Consider the following 18417-nt stretch of genomic DNA (forward strand, 5'->3'; position numbering starts at 1 on the left):
ACTCCTCTCAATTCTGAAATACTTGTGCACCCACAACTTGGTTGCGCCCTTGTCTTTTTGCCTGGTAGAGCGCGCTGTCCGCCTGCTGCATCACCTGCTCGACAGAGTGCAAACGGGGGTCAAGAAGAGCCACCCCCATGCTGGCGCTATAGCTGATCGACACCTCTCCACACACCACCGCTGTCGCCGCAGTGTCCTGACGAAATCGCTCCGCCCATACTTGGGCGTCTTCTATCGATGCCGCTTCCAACAACACAGCGAATTCCTCCCCCCAATCCGGGCAGCCATGTCGGTTGCGCGAACATGTTCCCTCAACCGTGAAGCAAAGTGCTTGAGCACCTCATCGCTGCATCCGTGTCCATAGGTGTCATTGATGCGCTTGAAGTGATCGATGTCGCAGAGCACAAGTGCTGCTTGTATCTCGGGGCTGCGTTTGAGGCGCTCCCATTCCAGCTGTAATCGTTCGTTAAAAGCCCGCCGGTTCGACAAGCCGGTCAAGGGGTCGGTGATCGCCATACGCAGCAACTGCTGCTCCATTTCCTTGCGAGAAGAGAGATATCGAGCAGAGTGCCGACTATCAGTTGCCTGCCCGCGTCACCCAGCCAACGGCCGCGATCCAGCACCCAAATCCAAACGCCAGATCGATGACGAACGCGGTACTCGCACTCCAATCGCTCCGACGGGTTTTCTTGGTAAGCGCGCGCCTTTGCCAGAACGACCGGCAAATCCTCCGGGTGAATACGCGCTTGCCATGCGGCATGGGTGGCGCCAACCTCCTCGTCGGAGGTCAAGCCGAACATCGCCAGACTGCGGGCAGAAAGCCTGAAGCTGTCGGTAGCGATATCCCACTCCCAGAATCCCAGCCCTGCGCCCTCCAGGGCGATGGCGATCCGTTCCTTGTCATCGATTTGCGCTTGTTGGCGATGCTTCAGCTCGTCACGCCTCTGGCGATTGGTACGAACAAAACGCCATAGTGCAACCGCCATGCCAATATTGGCAAGTAGCGACACCATCAGCCAAATGGTCGGCCCGTTCATGGTCTATCCCCACCTGACTCACTGAGTGTCTGCCGTAATTCCTCGATCCGGTGGTCGACTTGGTCGGCGTTGATGCCCAACATCAACAGTACCTGCTCGGCCAGTCCCAGTCCCGCAGCCAGGTACAACGGGTACAGTCTGACATTGGGCAGATTACGCAAAAGCTGGGCATCCGTTACGCGCTCAGTGGCCACCACCACGGACAAGCTCAGGCGGCGGCCAGGGTGTCGAGCCGACTGGCATCGCCATACGACACCGGCGCCCCCATAGCACGCCCCGCTTCGACCCGTTGGCGGTCCGATTCCAGCAGCAAATGCGGTATGCCTGCCAGGCGCAGCGTTCGGCTCAGCAGCAGCCCGACGTCATCCGCCCCACAGATGATCACATGGTCGCGCAACGACCGCGCCCGCTCGGCGACTTCGCCTTCTTCGGCCTGCGGTGGCTGACCGAGTGCGCCCGAGCGGCTGAAAGCCCGCGCCCATCGGTCATGGTGTCGGATCAGGAGCGGTGCCAACCCCATGCTCAACACCAGCGCCACCAGCATCGGTTGCACCATGGTGGCGGCGATCAGGTGCTGCTGCATGACCATGCCCAGGAGCAGCAGCGCAAACTCGCCGCCATGACCCAGCACGATGCCTGCGCGCCAGGCGTCGAGCGCCGACAGGCGGGTTGCGCGCAGCGCCAGAAAGTTCAGCCCCATCTTGAGAGGCACCAAGGCCAACAGCCAACCCAGTACCGCCAGCGGTGCGGCCACGATCTGCGCGGTGTCCAGCTGCAGGCCAATGGTCACGAAGAACAGGCCCGACAGCACATCACGAAAGGGCTTGAGGTGGTTTTCCATGTGGTACCGGAAATCGCTCTCCCCCAGCACCATGCCGGCAAGAAAGGCACCGAGCGCAGCCGACACACCCAGTGCATGGGCCGCTGCCGCAGCCGCCACCACCAGACTCAGCGAGACCAGCACGAAGGACTCTTCGTGCCCCTGCCGCGCCACCCAGCCCAGCAAACCATGCAACAGGCGGCGCGACGCAACCGCCGAGACGGCAAACAGCAACAGCACGCCCGCCACCTCCCCAAGCACACGGCCAAGCCCGGGAGCATCGCCGCGCGCCCAGATCGCCAGCAGCGCCAGCAAGGGCACACTGGCCAGATCCTGGAACACCAGCACGGCAATGGCGCCGCGGCCGTGGCGTGTGGTCAACTCGCCCTGATCGGCCAGCTGCCGGCTGACCAGCGCTGTCGACGACATGGCCGCCGCCGCGCCCAGCAGTGCGGCGCTGTCGAGCGGCAGCCCCAGCCACAGCAAAGCCAACGCCACCGGTGCGGCGACCATCGCCAGCTGCAGTGTCCCGGCCACCAGCACGGTCTTGCGGGTGAGCCAGAAATGGCCGAGCGAGAACTCCAGCCCGACCATGAACAGCAGCAGCGCCACCCCCAGCTCGGACAGGAAATTCAGCGCCGGTCCCGGCATGATCCAGGCCGTGACCGGAGGGCCCAGCAAGACACCGACCAGCAGATAACCCAGCAAGGTCGGGATATTCAGCCTGGCCGTCAACGCAGCCGCCAGACTGCAGGCGACCAGCAGAATCAGCGTCGTACCGAGCAAGTCCTGCATCGGCCCTCAACTCACCACAGCCGAGGATGCCCAGCGCACGATGTCCTTTGCCCCCATGGCGCCGGCCTGACGCGCGATCTCCCGCCCGCCCCGGAACAGCGCCAGGGTCGGAATGCTGCGGATGCCGAAGCGGGTGGCCAATTGAGGCTCTGCCTCGGTGTCGACCTTGGCCAGCCGTACCTTGGGTTCCAGCAGGCGCGCGTCCTGCTGGAACTGCGGCGCCATCATCTTGCAGGGGCCGCACCAGGGGGCCCAGAAATCGACCAGCAGAGGAATGTCGCTGCGCTCCACGTGGCGCGTGAATGTCGCCGTGGTCAGCTCGATGGGCGCGCCCGTGAACAAAGGTTGCTGGCAACGGCCGCAGTTCGGTTGGTCGGCGAGTTTGGCCGCCGGTACGCGGTTGACGGATTGGCAATGCGGGCAAACATGTGCAGGCTGTCGCTCATGTCGAGACTCCGGGATGGGTTGTAGATGCGGGGGGGGCCGGCTCGGCCGCCGTAGCCGAGGTGGCGCGCTGGAGCCCCTCGGTCAGGCGACGGATATCGGCTTCATCCAGCGTTTCCCGCGCCAGGAGCTCGCGAGCACAGCGCTCCAGCACCGCACGATTGGCATCGAGAATCCCGTAGGCGCACTCGAACACGCCCATCACGATGTCGCGGATGGCCTGATCGATGCGCGCCTGGGTCGATTCGGCCACCCGGCAGCCACCGCTGGCCAACTCGGGCGTGTCGAGGAAGCGCGGTCGCTGCGCTTCGAAGGCGATGTAACCCAAGCCTTCGTCCATGCCGAAGCGAGTGATCATGTCGCGGGCGATGTCGGTGGCCCGCGACAGGTCGTCGGCCGCCCCCGTGGAGAGTTCGCCAAACACCAGCTTCTCGGCCGCGCGTCCGCCCAGAAGCACGGCGATCTTGTGTTCCAGATCCCTGCGCGTCATCAGGAAACGATCTTCGGTCGGACGCTGCAGGGTGTAACCCAAGGCGCCGATGCCACGCGGGATGATGGAAATCTTGTGCACCGGGTCAGTGCCCGGCAGCGCCAGCGCCACCAGCGCATGGCCCATCTCGTGATAGGCCACGGTCTCGCGCTCTTTGGGGTTGAGCACGCGGTTTTTCTTTTCCAGGCCGGCCACGATGCGCTCGATGGCGGCAGTGAAGTCCTGCAGCTCCACGGCCTGCGCGCGGCGGCGGGTTGCGGCCAGCGCCGCCTCGTTGACCAGATTGGCCAGATCCGCGCCCGAGAAGCCGGTGGTCAGCGCGGCCACCTGTTCGAGGTCGACCTCGGGTGCCAGCGTGACTTTCTTGACATGCACCTTCAGGATGTCGAGCCGGCCCTTCTTGTCGGGTCGGTCCACCAGCACCTGGCGATCGAAGCGGCCGGCGCGCAAGAGCGCCTGATCGAGGATTTCAGGGCGGTTGGTCGCGGCCAGAATGATGAGCCCCACGGAGGCATCGAAGCCGTCCAACTCGGTCAGCAACTGGTTGAGCGTCTGCTCGCGCTCGTCATGGCTGCCGATGGGGCCTCCGACACCCCGCGCCCGGCCCAGCGCATCCAGTTCGTCGATGAAGATGATCGCCGGCGCCTGGCCGCGTGCCTGCTCGAACAGGTCGCGCACGCGCGCCGCGCCCACCCCGACGAACATCTCGACAAATTCCGAACCCGAAATGGAGAAAAACGGTACGCCCGCTTCACCCGCCACAGCCTTGGCCAACAAGGTCTTGCCGGTGCCGGGCGGACCGACCAGCAGCACGCCCTTCGGAATGCGCGCCCCAAGACGACCATAGTCCTGCGGGTTCTTCAGGAAATCGACGATTTCGACCAGCTCCGCCTTGGCCTCATCGACGCCGGCCACATCGGCAAAGGTCACACCGGTGTTTTTCTCCATGAACACCTTGGCGCGGCTCTTGCCGATGCTGAGGAACCCGCCCATGCCCTGCTTCTCGGCGAAGCGGCGGAACAGGAAGAACCAGACGCCGAAGAAAGCCACCGCCGGCAGGATCCACGACAACACATCGCGCAGCCAGGTGCTCTCCACCACGCGGGCATAGGGCACGTCGTACTTCGACAGGCGATCGGCAAGATCGGGTTCGACCCGGGTCGCCACGATCGTCGTTTTGCCCCGGCTGTCCGGCGACTTCAGACGCCCGGTCACGCTGCGATCCGACACCAGCACTTCCGCCACTCGACCCTCGGCCAGCGCCTTCTCGAACTCGCTGTAGGGCACGGGCTCGACGGTCTTTGCCGTTTGCCAGTAGTTCTGCAGCGTCAGCAGCAGCAATACGGCGACGATCCAGTAGCCGGTGTTCCATTGATTCTTCTTTTCCATGACGCGTTGCTCCTCGACAAACTGTCGTTAGAGAATGGGTGTGAACAGGCGTGCCAAGCCATCGCGCAATCGCACCGCCAGCGGGCGCTCCCGCAGCATCCTGGGCAACACCGGTACCGATGCATTGCGGACCCCGTCGAACAGCGCCTCCAGCTGCGTGCACAGTGCAGTGTCATAGACTTCAACGTTGAACTCGAAGTTGAGCCGTAGGCTGCGCGCGTCCCAGTTGGCTGACCCCAGGCAGCACCAGAGACCATCGACCAGCATCAATTTGGTGTGATCGAAAGGCCCGGGGCGCTCAAAAATGCGGGCACCATGTTCCATCACCTGCCAGTAATGGGCGCGCGCGGCCCACTGCACGCCCGGGTGATCACCATTGGCAGGCGTCAGCACCTCGATGCGTACCCCCCGCAAAGCGGCTGTGTTCAAGGCGGCGATGATTGGCTGATCGGGCACGAAGTAAGGCGTCCAGATGCGCACCGAATGTCGCGCCGCGCTCAGCGCGCCCGTGAAGATCCACCGCATGCGGTCCAGGGTTTCATCGGGACCGGCCTCGATGCCTCGCGCCAGACTGCCTCCAGCCTCCTCGACTGACATGGGCTCATTGGCCCAGAAACGCTCATCGAGCTGCTCGCCCGTGGTGTCGCACCAATCCTAGGTGAAACAGTGCATGAGCTGCACCACTACCGGCCCTCGCAGCCGAAAATGCAGATCACGAAAAGCCTGCGCGGGTGCATCGGGCTGCCAATAGGGACAGGCGATGTTCATGCCGCCGGTGAAGCCCAACGCGCCGTCGATCACCAGCAGCTTGCGGTGGTTGCGCAGGTGCACTGCATGCAGACGGGCAGGGATCAGCGTCGGGTTGAAAGCGGCAACCGTCACGCCGCAACGCTGCAATCGCTTGTAGGCGCTGTGACGCGCCCATCGGGCGTAGACATCGTCGATCAACACCCGTACCTGTACGCCACGCGCACGCGCCCGGTTCAGGGCATCGACGAACTGCTCGCCGATACCCACGCCGTCAAAGATGTAGGAGGCCAGCAAGATGCTGTGTCGGGCCGACTCGATGGCGGCGAGCATGGTCGGGTAGGCCTGTTCGCCACCCACCAACGGATCGATACGGTTGCCACGCGTCAGCGGCTGGCCAGTGGTGCGGCCGACCAATGCAGCCAGACCGGCAAGCGCCGCCGGCTGCGCGTCGTCTCCCTGCGCCGGGCCGGTCGCCCGGGTTGGATGGCTGGCGCTCGGGTAAAGCCGTCGTGCCCGTCGCTGGTAGCGGTTGATGCCGAACAGCAGGTACAACAGCGATCCGAGCAGCGGCAGCATCCCGATCAGCAGCACCCAGAGCGTGGCCGACCGCGGATCACGCTTGTAGACGACCGCGTGACCCGCGGCCACGACCGCCACCGCGATCGAGGCCAGGGAGGCTGCCCATGCCAGGCCGATGGGATCGGACACGGCAGCCTCTCCCAACATTAAGACGCGTCGCTCGCCGACTTCTTCTTGCGCGAGCCCTTACCCGCGTCGCCATGCGGCGCCTCGGCCGCCTTCGCGGCATCCGGCTGCTCTGGCTCGGCCGGAGTCTGCGGTGACTCATGGCGTTCGAACACCACGCGTTCGGCCTTGTCGTCCCAGCGTGCGCTGGCGTGATCGCCCTTGCCGATTCCGCCGCCGAGCATCTCGCGTGCCAGCGCGGTTTCCAGCTCGCTGCGGATCAGGCGCTTGAGTTCACGCGCACCGAACTCCGGCTTGTAGCCTTCTTCCGCGAAATGATCGATCAGGGTCTGATCGAATCTGAGCGTCACGCCCTGGCTGGCGGCGCTGCGTGCCACGCGATCGAGCTGCAGGCCGACGATGTGGCGAATCTCCTCCTTGCCCAGCGCATGGAAGACGATGATCTCGTCGATGCGGTTGATGAACTCGGGACGGAAGTGGCCGCGCAGCACGTCCATCACCTCGGCCTTGGTCTTTTCGTACTCCTCGCCGGCCGCCCCGCGCGCCTTCAGCCGTCGCTGGATGATGTCCGAACCCAGGTTGGACGTGGCGATGATGATGGTGTTGGTGAAATCCACCACCCGGCCCTTGCCGTCGGTGAGGCGGCCGTCATCGAACACCTGCAGCAGGATGTTGTAGACGTCGGGGTGTGCCTTCTCGATCTCGTCGAGCAGCAGCACGCTGTAGGGCTTGCGACGGACCTTCTCGGTGAGCTGACCGCCTTCGTCGTAACCGACATAGCCCGGAGGCGCGCCCACCAGCCGCGCCACGGTGTGGCGTTCACCATATTCCGACATGTCGATGCGCAACAGGGCGTGCTCATCGCCGTAGATTGATTCGGCCAATGCCTTGGCGAGCTCGGTCTTGCCCACCCCGGTCGGGCCCAGGAACAGGAAGGTAGCCACCGGCTTGCTGCCTTCGCGCAGACCGGCGCGAGACAGCCGCACGGCATCGGCCACGGCACGGACCGCCTCGTCTTGTCCCACCAGGCGCTCGTGCAGCCGTTGCTCCAAGTGCAGCAGCTTTTCGCGCTCTTCCACCGTCAACTCGTTGACCGGGATACCGGTCAGGCGCGAAACGATCTGGGCCACGTGCTCGGCCTTGACTTCGGCACTGCCGGAGGCCCGCTCCCGCTCCCAGTCCTCGATCAGCTTCTTGAGCTCGGCCTCCTTGGCTTCGATGCGCTTGCCGAGCTCTGCGGCCTTGTCGTACTGCTTGCGCGAGGCCATATAGTCCTGCTCACGCCGCAGTTGGTGCAGTTCGGACTCCAGCTCTTGCACCGCCACCGGGCGGGCTGTGGCCGACAGTTTCACGCGTGCGGCCGCCTGGTCGAGCAAGTCGATGGCCTTGTCAGGCAAAAAGCGCGCGGTGATGTAGCGGTCCGACAACTCGGCGGCGGCGATGATCGCATCCTCGGTGATGCTGACCTTGTGGTGCGCCTCGAAGGTGTCGCGCAGGCCGCGCAGGATCATCATGGTCTGCGCTACCGTCGGCTCGGGCACCATCACCGGCTGGAAGCGACGCTCCAGCGCGGCGTCCTTCTCGATGTACTTCTGATACTCGTTAAGCGTGGTGGCGCCGATCAGGTTCAGTTCGCCGCGCGCCATCATCGGCTTGAACACGTTGGCCACGTCCAGCCCGCCTTCGCCGCCACCCTGGCCGGCACCGACGATGGTATGCACCTCATCAATGAAGAGAATCATCTCGCCCTGGTGCTCGGTCACTTCCTTGAGCACCTTCTGCACGCGCTCCTCGAACTCGCCGCGGTACTTGGCGCCAGCCACCATGGCGTTGATGTTGAGTTCCACCAGGCGCTTGTCGCGCAACGTCTCGGGCACTTCGCCCGCCACCATGCGCTGCGCCAGCCCCTCGACGATGGCGGTCTTGCCCACGCCCGGCTCGCCGATCAGCACCGGGTTGTTCTTCTTGCGCCGGGCCAGCACCTCGATGGTGGTCTCGATCTCCTGCGCGCGGCCGATCACCGGGTCGAGCTTGCCGTCGCGCGCCATCTTGGTGAGGTCGCGCGAGTATTTATCCAGCTCGGGCGTGTTGGTCGGCGTCTCGGCGCGGCCATCCTCGGCCCCTTTGCCGACCACCTTGCTTACCTGCTGGCGCAGCGCCTGCGGCGTCAGGCCGTAGCGGCGTAGCAGGTTGGCGGCCAGCCCTTCGCCTTCCTCGGTCAGACCGATCAGGAAATGCTCCGGACCGACATAGGAATGGCCGAGTTCATTGGAGGCCACGAAGGCGCGGCTGAGCGCATCCTTCACGCGCGGCGACACGCCGATCTCGCCCTCGAACGGCTTGTCCCCGCGCTTGGCCTCGGACTCGATCTGCCGCTTGAGGTCATCGACCTTGATTTTGAACTGACCCAGGATGGTCTTGACCACGTCGCTGTCGGCCAGCGCCAGCAGCAGATGTTCGGTATCCACCTCGGAGCGGCCAAATTCGGCAGCGTGTTTGGCGGCCTCTTGCAGCAGGGCTTCCGACTGTTCGCTGATGCGGCTGGCCAGCCCACTGCCGCGCCGGCGCGGTGCACCCGAACCTGCGGCGGCGGGTTCGCCAAACACGGAATCGACCACGTCATCGGTATCGGCGGCAAAGGGCGTCGCGTCGTCGCCGATGCGGAAGAAGTCACTGCCGAGGAAGTCCTCGAACAGGCCGCTGCGCGAGCCGAACAAGGCTTCCAGCGGCGAGACGGTGCGCTTTTGCTGGCGCACCAGTTGGCGGTAATGGTCGTCGCACAACAGCATGGTGCTGTGACGACCGTTGAGATTGGCTTCCACCCGCACGGTGGCGGGTTGGCCGCAGACCTGGCATTGTTTTCTGGCCATGCTGATGCTCCTGAGAAGGTTGAGGCACGAGGCATCGCGAGCCGCGACACCTCGTCTCGTGCCGGGTTTTTCTTGTGACGAACGAGCCGGCGACGTCAGCCGTTGATCGGGATCGAGCGTCCCTGCTTCGGCGCGCTGACCTCGCGCTTGTCGATCGTGACCGTGAGCACCCCGTTCTTGAACGATGCCTTGATCGAATCCTGGTTGGCGTCGTCAGGCAGGTTCAAGGCACGCTGAAAGCTGCCGTAGGAGCGCTCCACACGGTGGAAGCCACCTTCCTTCTTCTCCTGTTCCTGGCGCTTCTCGCCACGCACCATCAGCACGTCGTTGTCGAGGGTGATCTGGATGTCCTTCTCCTCGACACCGGGCACTTCCAGGGCAATCTTGTACTGCTTGTCGGTTTCCTGGATGTCCAGGGCCGGCTTCAGCATGCCCGACCAATCGGATGGCAGCCGCGGCATGGCCAGCGCCGGAAAGCCGAAGCCCCGGAACGCATCATCGAACAGCCGGTCGATCTCGCGATGCAGTTGCAGGATCGGGCTGACTGGCCCGCTCGCCGCCGGTAGGTCATTGCGTTGCACTGGCAGTGAAGAGACGGTTTGCTGCTCCTCCTGCTCTTTTTTGAACCAGTTCCAGGGAGCCAACTTCTTGAAATCAATATCCATGTCACACCTCCAGAAAAAAGAAAAATGAAGAATCACTCAATCCTTTCGCCTGCTGCGACGGACAGCGCGCCCAGGCGATACGGGATGTTCCGATGACTGCTGCTCATCTCTGCGCACCACCTCCTTCTTTTCCCCGGCTTGGGTCTGATCATTGATCCACTGATCGATTTCGCTTTGACGAAACCGCCACGTCCCGCCCGCCTTGAAAGCCGGAATTTCCCCGTGCGCGCGAGCCGATAAAGCGTCCGCTTGCCGACTTTCAAGTACGCTGCCAATTCATCGAGCGTGAAAATCACCTGCAGGTGCGCTTTCATTTCACCCTCTCCAACCGCGCCGCTTTGCGGTTCCGGCCAAGGAAATTCTTGCAAGACATTGCGCCTTTCAGGAAAAACTCAAGGGTCAATGCACAGCGTTCTGCCGCCCCATTGATGCAGGTCAAATGCTCAGGCAAGGCGCAGCGGGGCGGCCCGATCCGGCCATGGACAGAGCCTAGCTTGGCTAGCCTGCGTGTGCCACAGGCGCCTCGATCAAACACCGATCCTCACGTTATAGCCGAGTGCCCGCAGCCCCTTGCTCGTCTGCATGTTCCTTGGCGGAAACTCGTCTGGGCGCGCCCAGCCGACGATTTCCCCGAGGCTGCTCAGGCCAATGTGCGGAATTGCCCAGTCGTCGCTGCGGATCGCGTTCCAGAGTCGGGCCGAAACACTTCCGTTGCCCCAGACAACGTAGTTCAACAGTATCCGTCCGGCCAACACACCTTCCCGACACCGCCGCCGAAGGCCATGGCCCATCAAGCGGATTTTCCATGCCCCCTCAGCGCCGTACCTACAGCAAATCTTTCAAGGCCCAGGTCATTCAGGAGTGTTCTGAACCCGGTGCCTCCATCGCAAACATCGCCTTGGGCTACAGCCTCAATGCCAACCTCGTCCACAAATGGATTCGGCTGCATACCCAGAAAACCACGGCTATCCAGCCAGCGTTCATCCCGTTGCCTTCTCAAATGCTCGGCGCGGGATCGCATGCTCAAGTGCGCTGCTGCGATCATGAGTTTGATCCAGTCGGCCCGTAATAATGGGCACGATCCGTATGCCTATCTCAAGGATGTGCTGACACGGTTGCCGACGCAGCGGGCGAGTGAGATTGCAGAGCTGCTGCCGCATAGGTGGCATCCGGCATAGTCGCGCAAGACGGTTTGCCCGCATGCTTACGTTCAACAGCTCAAGCACCGTCCGCCCTTCGCGGGATCGTTGCCGCCAGAGCCACACGCCGAACTTTTCCACCTTGTCGTCGCCGGCCTGCGGTCAGTCAGGCAAGCCCAGGTGCTCGTTTTCCTGCTTGATCGCGTGGTCTCGGATCGCGTGCACCCGGGAAACGGCATCCACGAACTGCCACCATCTCTTAGCTTGGCGGGGTCAAGCCAGCCGGGATGCCCGGACGGTTACGCTGGTCCGCGCCCAGTTGCGGCACCAAGGTCGGCCGCAGTGATGAAGCGGGTCTTGATGCCGCACTGCGCCGCCCGATAGCGCAGTGCGATGGCCAGATGCGTCTTGCCGACTCCCAAGGGGCCTATATCGCCTTGGCACGGCTCCGGGCAGTTTCGGGGAGGCTGCACGCAGTGCGCGACAAGATGTATCGCAGCCGAACTGCGGTGTATTCTGCAATCAGCCTAGGGCCGCGCGTATCCGCTGCTTCCAGTCGAACACCCGGGCATGGTTGGCCCCAGATGAGCTTTCTTTCGGGTGATGCACAGAGTGCAAAGGCTCACAGAAGCCCGTCATAGTGCGCGGCCAGCGCAACGAACCTTTCACTGTCTGCCTCAGGAACTTGTCGATGCATTTCTCGGCTTCAACACCTGCTTTGAAGCCCATGATCCGCGTTGACATGGTCTTCCGGTTGTCTGAGGTATCTATTTCTAGAAGATAGCGTTGTTCGCCGTTTCGCAGCTTGAACCTTGCCAGCAGATAACAGCGTGATTTTTCGTGATCGATCATGTGGTAGCTGCAACGTGGAACGGGCGGCAGAGGCTTCACCTCCAGTGCTACCAACGCAATTCCAGACTCTTGAGTGATTTGTTCAAGAATCTCTCGGAGCAGCGAGAAGCGATCTGCAAGCCGTTCATGCTCGTCCCCATCACCCTCTCCCTCACCCAGTTGTTGGAATTCTCCTGACGCTATGCTGCCCTCGCTCACAGGATCAGCCACGCCGAAGAGTTGACTTTCTCTGCTCGGGCATTGCTCGTCGTCGACCTTCTTGCCATGAGCGTTGGCACGCTCCCCGTTGTAGGCGATCTTGGTGCGCAGCTGAGCATCAAACGTGACTCCCTCAACGGGCAGGTGAATCAACCTCTGCTCCTTGGCAGCAGTCGGCTCTTCGTCAGTATCCACCTCCAGCTCCTTGCCTCCCGATGGCACGGATACACAGCCTGTGCTATCTCCCCTGACGGGTAACTTGAGAGCAGGATGGTGGAAAAAAATATCACCGCGATGGCTAAACCGGAGCCCCTGAAGCTTTTCGATCTCCCAGACCAGCAATTCGTTGCTTTCCGGATCAAAGGGGCCTCGCACATCCATGGTGGTACCCACGAGGGAAGGGGGTGCCATGAAGTCGAACTGCCACCTGGCATACGCCGACTCTTGCGGTACCCGCTCTTGCCTTTGATTGAGGCTTTGCCAGATTGACTCGAAGGATCGCTTCACATCCTGATTCAGCAGCAGCCAACTGAAATGGTCTCTGTATCCCTTGATTTTGAGAAGCTGACTTGGCGCACCTGTCTTCGGGGGCGTATGGATATGAACAACATCGCCCTCTCTGTAGACCGTGAAGGCCATGTCCAAGCCATTCGGTGCGAAGGCTGCACGGACGATGAAGGCAGCGTGGAAGAACATTTTTCGCGCCAGCTCGAATTTCGGCAGCCAGACGGTCAGACCATTGACCTCGAACACAAAGCATCGCTGTCCAGATATCTCAGGATTTGCAGCAAGCCTTCTGGCCAGACGTGGGCACTCACCCAACTGCCGTTCCCGCCAGGTATCTATTGCAGGAAGCACCACCGTCTTCTTGAAACCACTGGGACGATAAGGAGCCCCTTCTTCGCCAAGAAACTCGCGACCAACGGCCAAGACACACGACATCTCCTGTGCGAACCGCTGCAACTGCAACTTACCGTTACGCTCAAAGAGAGCCGCCAAGCGCCACTCGGCCGCCGAAGTCGGGGCCCTGAAAAAATTTCCAACGGCCAGCAACCTGGATCCGTTCGGGATCTGACGAAATACTGTCCTATTCAATCCAACTTCCTACCAATCGAATGAATTCAGTGGTCAGAGGTGCCATCTTGCTCTTTTCTAACCCACAACGCTTTTCCAGCTCCCAGCGCCTGGACGTTATGCCAGTCTGTACATCCTCCAGCATTGCTGCAGTCAGGCGACGGATCTGATATTCCCCGACAGACTCGGCATAGCGATCCAGGAAAGTGCGGCACAGGGGCAGTTGAGCGAGATGATGCTCGACTGATGCCCGATGGGGTAGCTGCTGCAGGAACCAGTTGCGACTCCTGCGCGGAAGGCTCCGGTCTTCTTCGCTGTCTCTGCCAATTCGGATCAGCAGGCGTACCAGCTTTCTGTCCCGCGCTTGCCAGTCAACATGGCTGTTGTTGCCCTGTCGGCGCGGTCTGGCCTGATTCTCAGCCATCAGCCAGCTTCGGTCATGACGATAGAGCCAGGCGTAACATGCCTCTCCTCCGTTTTGCCTGGCTGCCTTGGCGCCACCGTGGTTATCCAGTGCTTGCAGCCAAACGGCTCGGTATTGCTGCTTTTGCTCAAATTCAGCGGGGAGCAGCTGCACTGACCGGTCGGAGGCAGGGTCGACCTGGCGAATCTTCGCCTCGCTGATCAGCTCGCCAGCATGCTGGCCAGGGCGCAGGCTGGTCCAGACGATCAGATGCTGCAGCGCACTGAATCCCTTGCGATGCTTCCTGAATATCGCCAACAGCCAGGGCGGAGGCTCTCCGGATGTCAGCAGACCGTTCGCAGCAAGCCAATCCCTGCGATGGGATGCCAGAATCTTCTCCCAGATGACTTCAGCCCTGATCTGACGGCCGCGTCTGGCGCCGCACTCTGTTGCCAGGTGCCGGTACAGGTTGGTCCAGCGTCCGTAGCCAGGCGATTGCACCTCTTCGAGCGCCAGCAGCTGCATAGCAGCCTTGGCGAGCCTGATAGCCTCCTCGCCCGCAGGACTCACGTGAAGATCAGGTGGAAGAAACAGTGGGGAGGCTGGATGAAACTCGTGCCGCTGCGCTCGACGGAACGGGATAGGTGAGTTCAGGAGCTGACAGCCATGCTCGGGACAGGCATCTATCCCTTGAATCTGCCAGCTACGCCGCCAGTAGGGTTCACCGTAGCGCGCAGCCATATCTTCAAAGCAGATCGGGCAGTAACGCAGCCAATCGGGCCACTTGACCAAGGCCGTCGAGGCCCCAGACAGACCAATCGTCGGCCGGTCGGGAGCAAGCATGGCCTGAAAAAGATCGGTACGGCGCTCCGGCGGAATGAAAGGGGCATAGAGCGGGAACAGCGTGTGATTCAGGATCATGCCTTCCGCATCCAAGCCCGTGTTGTTCGCCAACGCAGTCAGGTGTGTAGGCAGATCGGTAATCGCGGCAACCTTGCTGTCACCGAAAAGCATGTGCAGCAAGGTCTTGTGGTTGCCTATCCCCAGATGTACCCGGCACCGGGCAATACCGCTGTAAAGCAGTTCGTCCGGGTAGAGCCTGGGGAAGTACATTTCAGCTCGCTCTCAGCAGAGGCCGCAGATCGAGGATCAAGCCGGCCTGCTTGAATCTGTCATAGGCCTCGCTTTCAGGCCCATCGGCATAACGTCGGCGCAGATCCTCCTCGGATAGGCACCCCCACTCCGTCCGCTTAACTCTGGAAATGCCGGGCCTCTTGGGAGCGTCCTGCGCGAGGTAGGCCGTGGCCTTGTGAATCAGGGCCGCCAGCGGGATGTCCGGATTCTCCGCCAACAATTCATCGGCCATGGGAATGGCGATGTCCCTCGGGATTTCCATACCTTCGAGCAGGGCGGCCAGCCGCTTTGCCTTGTCATCTGCCGGAGGGGCCGGCGGTTTAGGTTGGGGGACGCTATCCAGAGAGCGAGTCAGGGCCAGCAACCGTCCCTCGATCTCTGGCATCAGCAGGTCGTCATATTTGGCGATCAGCTCGGGCCTACCGCTCCGCAAGGCCGCTAGCATCGGATGGACCGGTTTGAACTCGTCCTCGAAAACCCTGCGCAGCAACAGCGGCTTGATGCACTCGACACCTGTCACTATCGCCCGGATCTGCGCCAGCGCGAACAGCTTGATGATGATGTCCATGACCCCTTGGGTGAGGTCGTACATCGTAGCCTCCAGTTCATCATCCAGCGGCGCCGCATTTCGCAGCCACTGATACTTCCAGAGCCGCTTCAACAGACGCTTCCAATGCTCGTCCCGAGGCAACCTATCCCAGCGGATGCTGCCCAACCCGGAGACCCGCCGAGCAGCCCGGAACGTGCGCTGGAAGAACTTGCTGGCCCGGTGGGTGCCGACCTGAATGATCGGAACACCGATGGTGTTCACCAGCGACACGAAGAAATTGTGCATTTTTTCGGCACCACCGGAGCGTGCCTCGTTGAGGTTCTGAACCTCGTCGATGATCAGCACTCCGAGCGCGTGCAGATTGGCTACCTGGCACATGGATGCCAGCAGACGTTTGGTACCCAGCTTCTTGCGTCCGTGGCTACGGCTGTAGTAGGTACCCAGGATCTTGTCTACTTCGTTGAAGAAGCTCAGGCACAGCTCATCCAAGTCACCGTCAATTGGGCAGTCGACCTTCAGATAGACCAGTTGAGTGATGTTGTAATCAGGGTGATGGAGGGCTTGGGGGTACATGCCCAGAATCCGCTCCAGCGTGCGCGTCTTGCCGCAACCGGAGCAGCCGAACAGCGACAGGCTGTTGGCCGTAGAGGAGACACTCTGGTACACCGCCGCATCCAGATCCTCCTCCTCGACACGGCGATAGCCATTCTGCAGGTGCGCATACCAGGCACCACTGGCCGGATTCCGACCGATGTACCCTTGACGGATCATCAGGCTGATCTTGCTCTCCAGCTCCAAGTGATGGCTCAGCGGCTGGAAGAAGCCGTGCAACAGGCGGGCAATTGCATGTGCCCTGAGCCGACCATCCAGAAGCGCCTCCTGCGGCTCGAAACCGGGAAGCTGCTGCAATAGACCGACCACCTCCTGCAGATCAGGAATCGGAGGCAATGCGCTGATGAGCGGATTGTCCTGATACTCAGGAAGCTGCTGCTCCTGGTAACGCGCCAGGGGAATGACTCCGCGCTGGAATTCTTCAGTCATCCTCTTCCTCCTTGAATATCAGGTCACTGAGATCTGGGAAGGCATAATCTTCCTGCTTCTCGCCCCGCAGTGGGATCACCTCGGCTGGCTTTTTCTGCTGTGATTTCTCCAGTTTGAATGCTGTTTTCTGGCGTTCCTGGCGCTTTTCCTGCTGCTTGTTCTCGCGGATCTGGGTTCCCAGATCCTTCGTGGTCATACCCGTTTTGACCGGACTGGCATCCTCTGCCTGGGCAACGATGGACTCGATCTGCTTCAGAAGACTGCCTCTCTCTACCAAAGCTTCAGCCGCCGCGTTGGTATCGCTACGCCGTTCCTCTCTGGACAGCAGCCAGACATCCCAGAAGGTCATCCCCCTGAAGCGTCGACTACGGTCGGCCAGATCGCAAACCCAGTAGTCCTTGAGACTATTGGACGGCCGCAGGTAGATATGGTCGGCGCTACGCGGATCGTATGCGACCGTTACCCCTGTCGGCCGGCGCCCCTGGCCTCGGTGAAACCAACCTTCCCTGATTGCTTCCTGGCAGGTGTAGAAGCAGCCGAACAGCCTGATTCCCAGCTCCGAAACCGTGGCCGACTCATGGGGCAAAAGATTGATCCGCACCAGCTCCTCGGGCGCAGTACGTAACCGGCCGGTCAGGTTGGCCAAGCCCCAGTTCCACAGCATGACCGGGATGGCTGGCAGATCGCCCGGCATACCAGAGGTCCTGTCGTATTTGCTCAAGGTGTGGAAGTTGTTGTGGTAGAGGATGCCGGCGATGATGATCTTCGTGAATTCAGGCAAGGTCAGACTGGCATCAAGCCTGTAGTCGTGGCCACCCCGCTTCCGGCTGGTATTGTCCTCGACCACACCGCAGGCATAGGGCTTGAAACGCTCCTGCACCGTCCGGAAATAACGCTCGACGATACCCTTGGCATCTCCTCGCCTGGCCGGGGCATTCTCGATGCGAACGCCGAAGGCTTGGGAAAATGCTTCCACCTTGGTGCCATTCAGTTCGCCCTTATCGGCCAGCACCACATCCGGCAAGCCTTTGACCGGCCAGTCGCTGGCATCGATCTCCACGCCATACTGGAGGCAATACTCAACCTTGTCGGCGACCGTGTTGGCCAATGCCACCATGGCACTGACCCAGGAAGGCCCCTCGAATCCGACGTACATACCAACGACCATGCGGCTGAACACGTCGATCACCATGTAAACGACAGGCCTGCCGACGATAAGGCTGCGATCATGTTCTGAAACCAGATAGATATCGGCGATGGTGGCATCTATCTGGTAGCGGTATCCGGGCCCCAGTGCCTCGGTCGTCGATGTACTGCTGAGCGGTCGGAAGTCCTTGGCAAAATCCACTGCGGACACCCTGCGTGGCAAGGTGTCGGTGAAGTGATATTCGCGCCCATAGAAGTAACGGAACTGCCCCAATGTAGGCAGTTCGGAGGTCGGCAGCTCCGGCAGAACAGCACGGAGCAGGTTCAGCCCGGAGGCGTAGGCATCAGGAATGGACGGATGTTTTTCCTTGAGCAAGCGTTCCTCGATGACCCGGCGAAAAATGCGCTCGATGTCCGGCGTGACATTGCTCCCTTTCCCCTCCATCACCACTCTGGGCCTGCCCAGCTTGGCCTGGTTCGGCTTTCTGCGCTTGCCACGGGCGCCCGAGTTGACATAGTCCGGCAAGAGGGCATTCCTGCACATGCCTCGCTGCCAGTAGCGCCTCAGTAACCTGTACACCGTCTGATTGGTGACACCATGGCGCTCCATGATGCCTCTGACAATGAGCCCTCTGGGGCGCCGCACGAAAAGCTGGGGATCGTGCATAAAATCCGCCAGCATTGCCCAAGCTTCATCACGCTTCTGCTGATCAAGGGAACCCTCCTCAACCTCCCGTAGGACTGTCTCCTCGAAGGGATCGGCAATGCTCTCCAGCTCCCGCTCCATGAGCAGACGCTCCAGCTCTGCAATCGATATCGGTTCGGGCAACGCCGTGTCCGAATCGATATCGATCCAGATTGCCTGCTCGGTACCTGACCAGAGCAGGCGCTTTCGCAGTTCCCCCATCCGGAACA

At 61.7% G+C, this 18417-nt stretch carries 13 protein-coding genes and 4 pseudogenes; 2 read left to right on the plus strand and 15 right to left on the minus strand.

The features are described from left to right. Positions 1 to 7: 7 nt before the first annotated feature. From PSTAB_RS22165 to PSTAB_RS21685, 10 genes and pseudogenes are all read right to left on the minus strand, one after another. Positions 8 to 537, minus strand: a pseudogene (locus PSTAB_RS22165) (GGDEF domain-containing protein). After that, entirely contained in the window at positions 495 to 1037 is a 543-nt protein-coding gene (locus PSTAB_RS20685; RefSeq protein WP_232243993.1) for a PAS domain-containing protein, read from the minus strand. The pseudogene PSTAB_RS22165 and the gene PSTAB_RS20685 overlap by 43 nt, the downstream one beginning before the upstream one ends. 208 nt (positions 1038 to 1245) lie before the next feature. Continuing rightward, entirely contained in the window at positions 1246 to 2652 is a 1407-nt protein-coding gene (locus PSTAB_RS20690) for a cation:proton antiporter (protein ID WP_013984526.1), read from the minus strand. A 6-nt stretch (positions 2653 to 2658) separates the two neighbouring features. Beyond that, on the minus strand, positions 2659 to 3114 hold the full coding sequence (trxC, locus tag PSTAB_RS20695) for a thioredoxin TrxC (protein ID WP_041771898.1): 456 nt from the start codon (positions 3112 to 3114) through the stop codon (positions 2659 to 2661). Next, positions 3095 to 4975 carry an ATP-dependent zinc metalloprotease FtsH gene (gene ftsH / locus PSTAB_RS20700; RefSeq protein ID WP_013984529.1) on the minus strand — a complete coding sequence of 627 codons (1881 nt, stop codon included), beginning with the start codon at positions 4973 to 4975 and terminating at the stop codon, positions 3095 to 3097. Before ftsH ends, trxC begins: the two co-directional genes overlap by 20 nt. A gap of 27 nt (positions 4976 to 5002) precedes the next feature. After that, a pseudogene (cls, locus tag PSTAB_RS20705) lies at positions 5003 to 6433 on the minus strand (cardiolipin synthase). Positions 6434 to 6450: 17 nt separating this feature from the next. Continuing rightward, on the minus strand, positions 6451 to 9300 hold the full coding sequence (gene clpK, locus PSTAB_RS20710; RefSeq protein WP_013984530.1) for a heat shock survival AAA family ATPase ClpK: 2850 nt from the start codon (positions 9298 to 9300) through the stop codon (positions 6451 to 6453). Between the two features lie 95 nt (positions 9301 to 9395). Next, the gene (hsp20, locus tag PSTAB_RS20715) at positions 9396 to 9965 is read right to left on the minus strand and encodes a small heat shock protein sHSP20 (RefSeq protein ID WP_013984531.1); all 570 of its coding nucleotides are present in this window, start codon (positions 9963 to 9965) and stop codon (positions 9396 to 9398) included. 32 nt (positions 9966 to 9997) lie between these two features. After that, the gene (locus PSTAB_RS20720) at positions 9998 to 10279 is read right to left on the minus strand and encodes a helix-turn-helix transcriptional regulator (RefSeq protein WP_435966891.1); all 282 of its coding nucleotides are present in this window, start codon (positions 10277 to 10279) and stop codon (positions 9998 to 10000) included. A gap of 213 nt (positions 10280 to 10492) precedes the next feature. Continuing rightward, positions 10493 to 10699 (minus strand): hypothetical protein, encoded by a 207-nt coding sequence (locus tag PSTAB_RS21685; RefSeq protein WP_013984532.1) that lies wholly within the window; start codon positions 10697 to 10699, stop codon positions 10493 to 10495. A 71-nt stretch (positions 10700 to 10770) separates the two neighbouring features. Here PSTAB_RS21685 and PSTAB_RS21690 point away from each other — a divergent pair, with 71 nt between their 5' ends. Together PSTAB_RS21690 and PSTAB_RS21695 are read left to right on the plus strand one after the other, a co-directional pair. Next, a complete protein-coding gene (locus PSTAB_RS21690) occupies positions 10771 to 11034 on the plus strand; it encodes a transposase (protein ID WP_001446199.1) in 264 nt (87 codons plus the stop codon). Continuing rightward, positions 10991 to 11143: pseudogene (locus tag PSTAB_RS21695) on the plus strand (transposase domain-containing protein); the annotation flags it as partial. The gene PSTAB_RS21690 and the pseudogene PSTAB_RS21695, both read left to right, overlap by 44 nt. A 290-nt stretch (positions 11144 to 11433) precedes the next feature. Here the strand turns inward: PSTAB_RS21695 and PSTAB_RS21010 are convergent. The 5 genes and pseudogenes from PSTAB_RS21010 to PSTAB_RS20750 all read right to left on the minus strand — a co-directional run. Next, a pseudogene (locus PSTAB_RS21010) lies at positions 11434 to 11535 on the minus strand (ATP-binding protein); the annotation flags it as partial. Positions 11536 to 11626: 91 nt separating this feature from the next. Continuing rightward, positions 11627 to 13249: a Tn7-like element transposition protein TnsE gene (locus PSTAB_RS20735; RefSeq protein ID WP_013984535.1), complete on the minus strand. Its 1623-nt coding sequence runs from the start codon at positions 13247 to 13249 to the stop codon at positions 11627 to 11629. After that, the gene (locus PSTAB_RS20740; RefSeq protein ID WP_013984536.1) at positions 13242 to 14744 is read right to left on the minus strand and encodes a TnsD family Tn7-like transposition protein; all 1503 of its coding nucleotides are present in this window, start codon (positions 14742 to 14744) and stop codon (positions 13242 to 13244) included. Before PSTAB_RS20740 ends, PSTAB_RS20735 begins: the two co-directional genes overlap by 8 nt. A gap of 1 nt (position 14745) precedes the next feature. Further along, positions 14746 to 16356: an ATP-binding protein gene (locus PSTAB_RS20745; RefSeq protein ID WP_013984537.1), complete on the minus strand. Its 1611-nt coding sequence runs from the start codon at positions 16354 to 16356 to the stop codon at positions 14746 to 14748. Continuing rightward, positions 16349 to 18409 carry a Mu transposase C-terminal domain-containing protein gene (locus PSTAB_RS20750; protein ID WP_013984538.1) on the minus strand — a complete coding sequence of 687 codons (2061 nt, stop codon included), beginning with the start codon at positions 18407 to 18409 and terminating at the stop codon, positions 16349 to 16351. The genes PSTAB_RS20745 and PSTAB_RS20750 overlap by 8 nt, the downstream gene beginning before the upstream one ends. Positions 18410 to 18417 lie beyond the last annotated feature (8 nt).

Source organism: Stutzerimonas stutzeri, assembly GCF_000219605.1.
Lineage (GTDB): Bacteria > Pseudomonadota > Gammaproteobacteria > Pseudomonadales > Pseudomonadaceae > Stutzerimonas > Stutzerimonas stutzeri.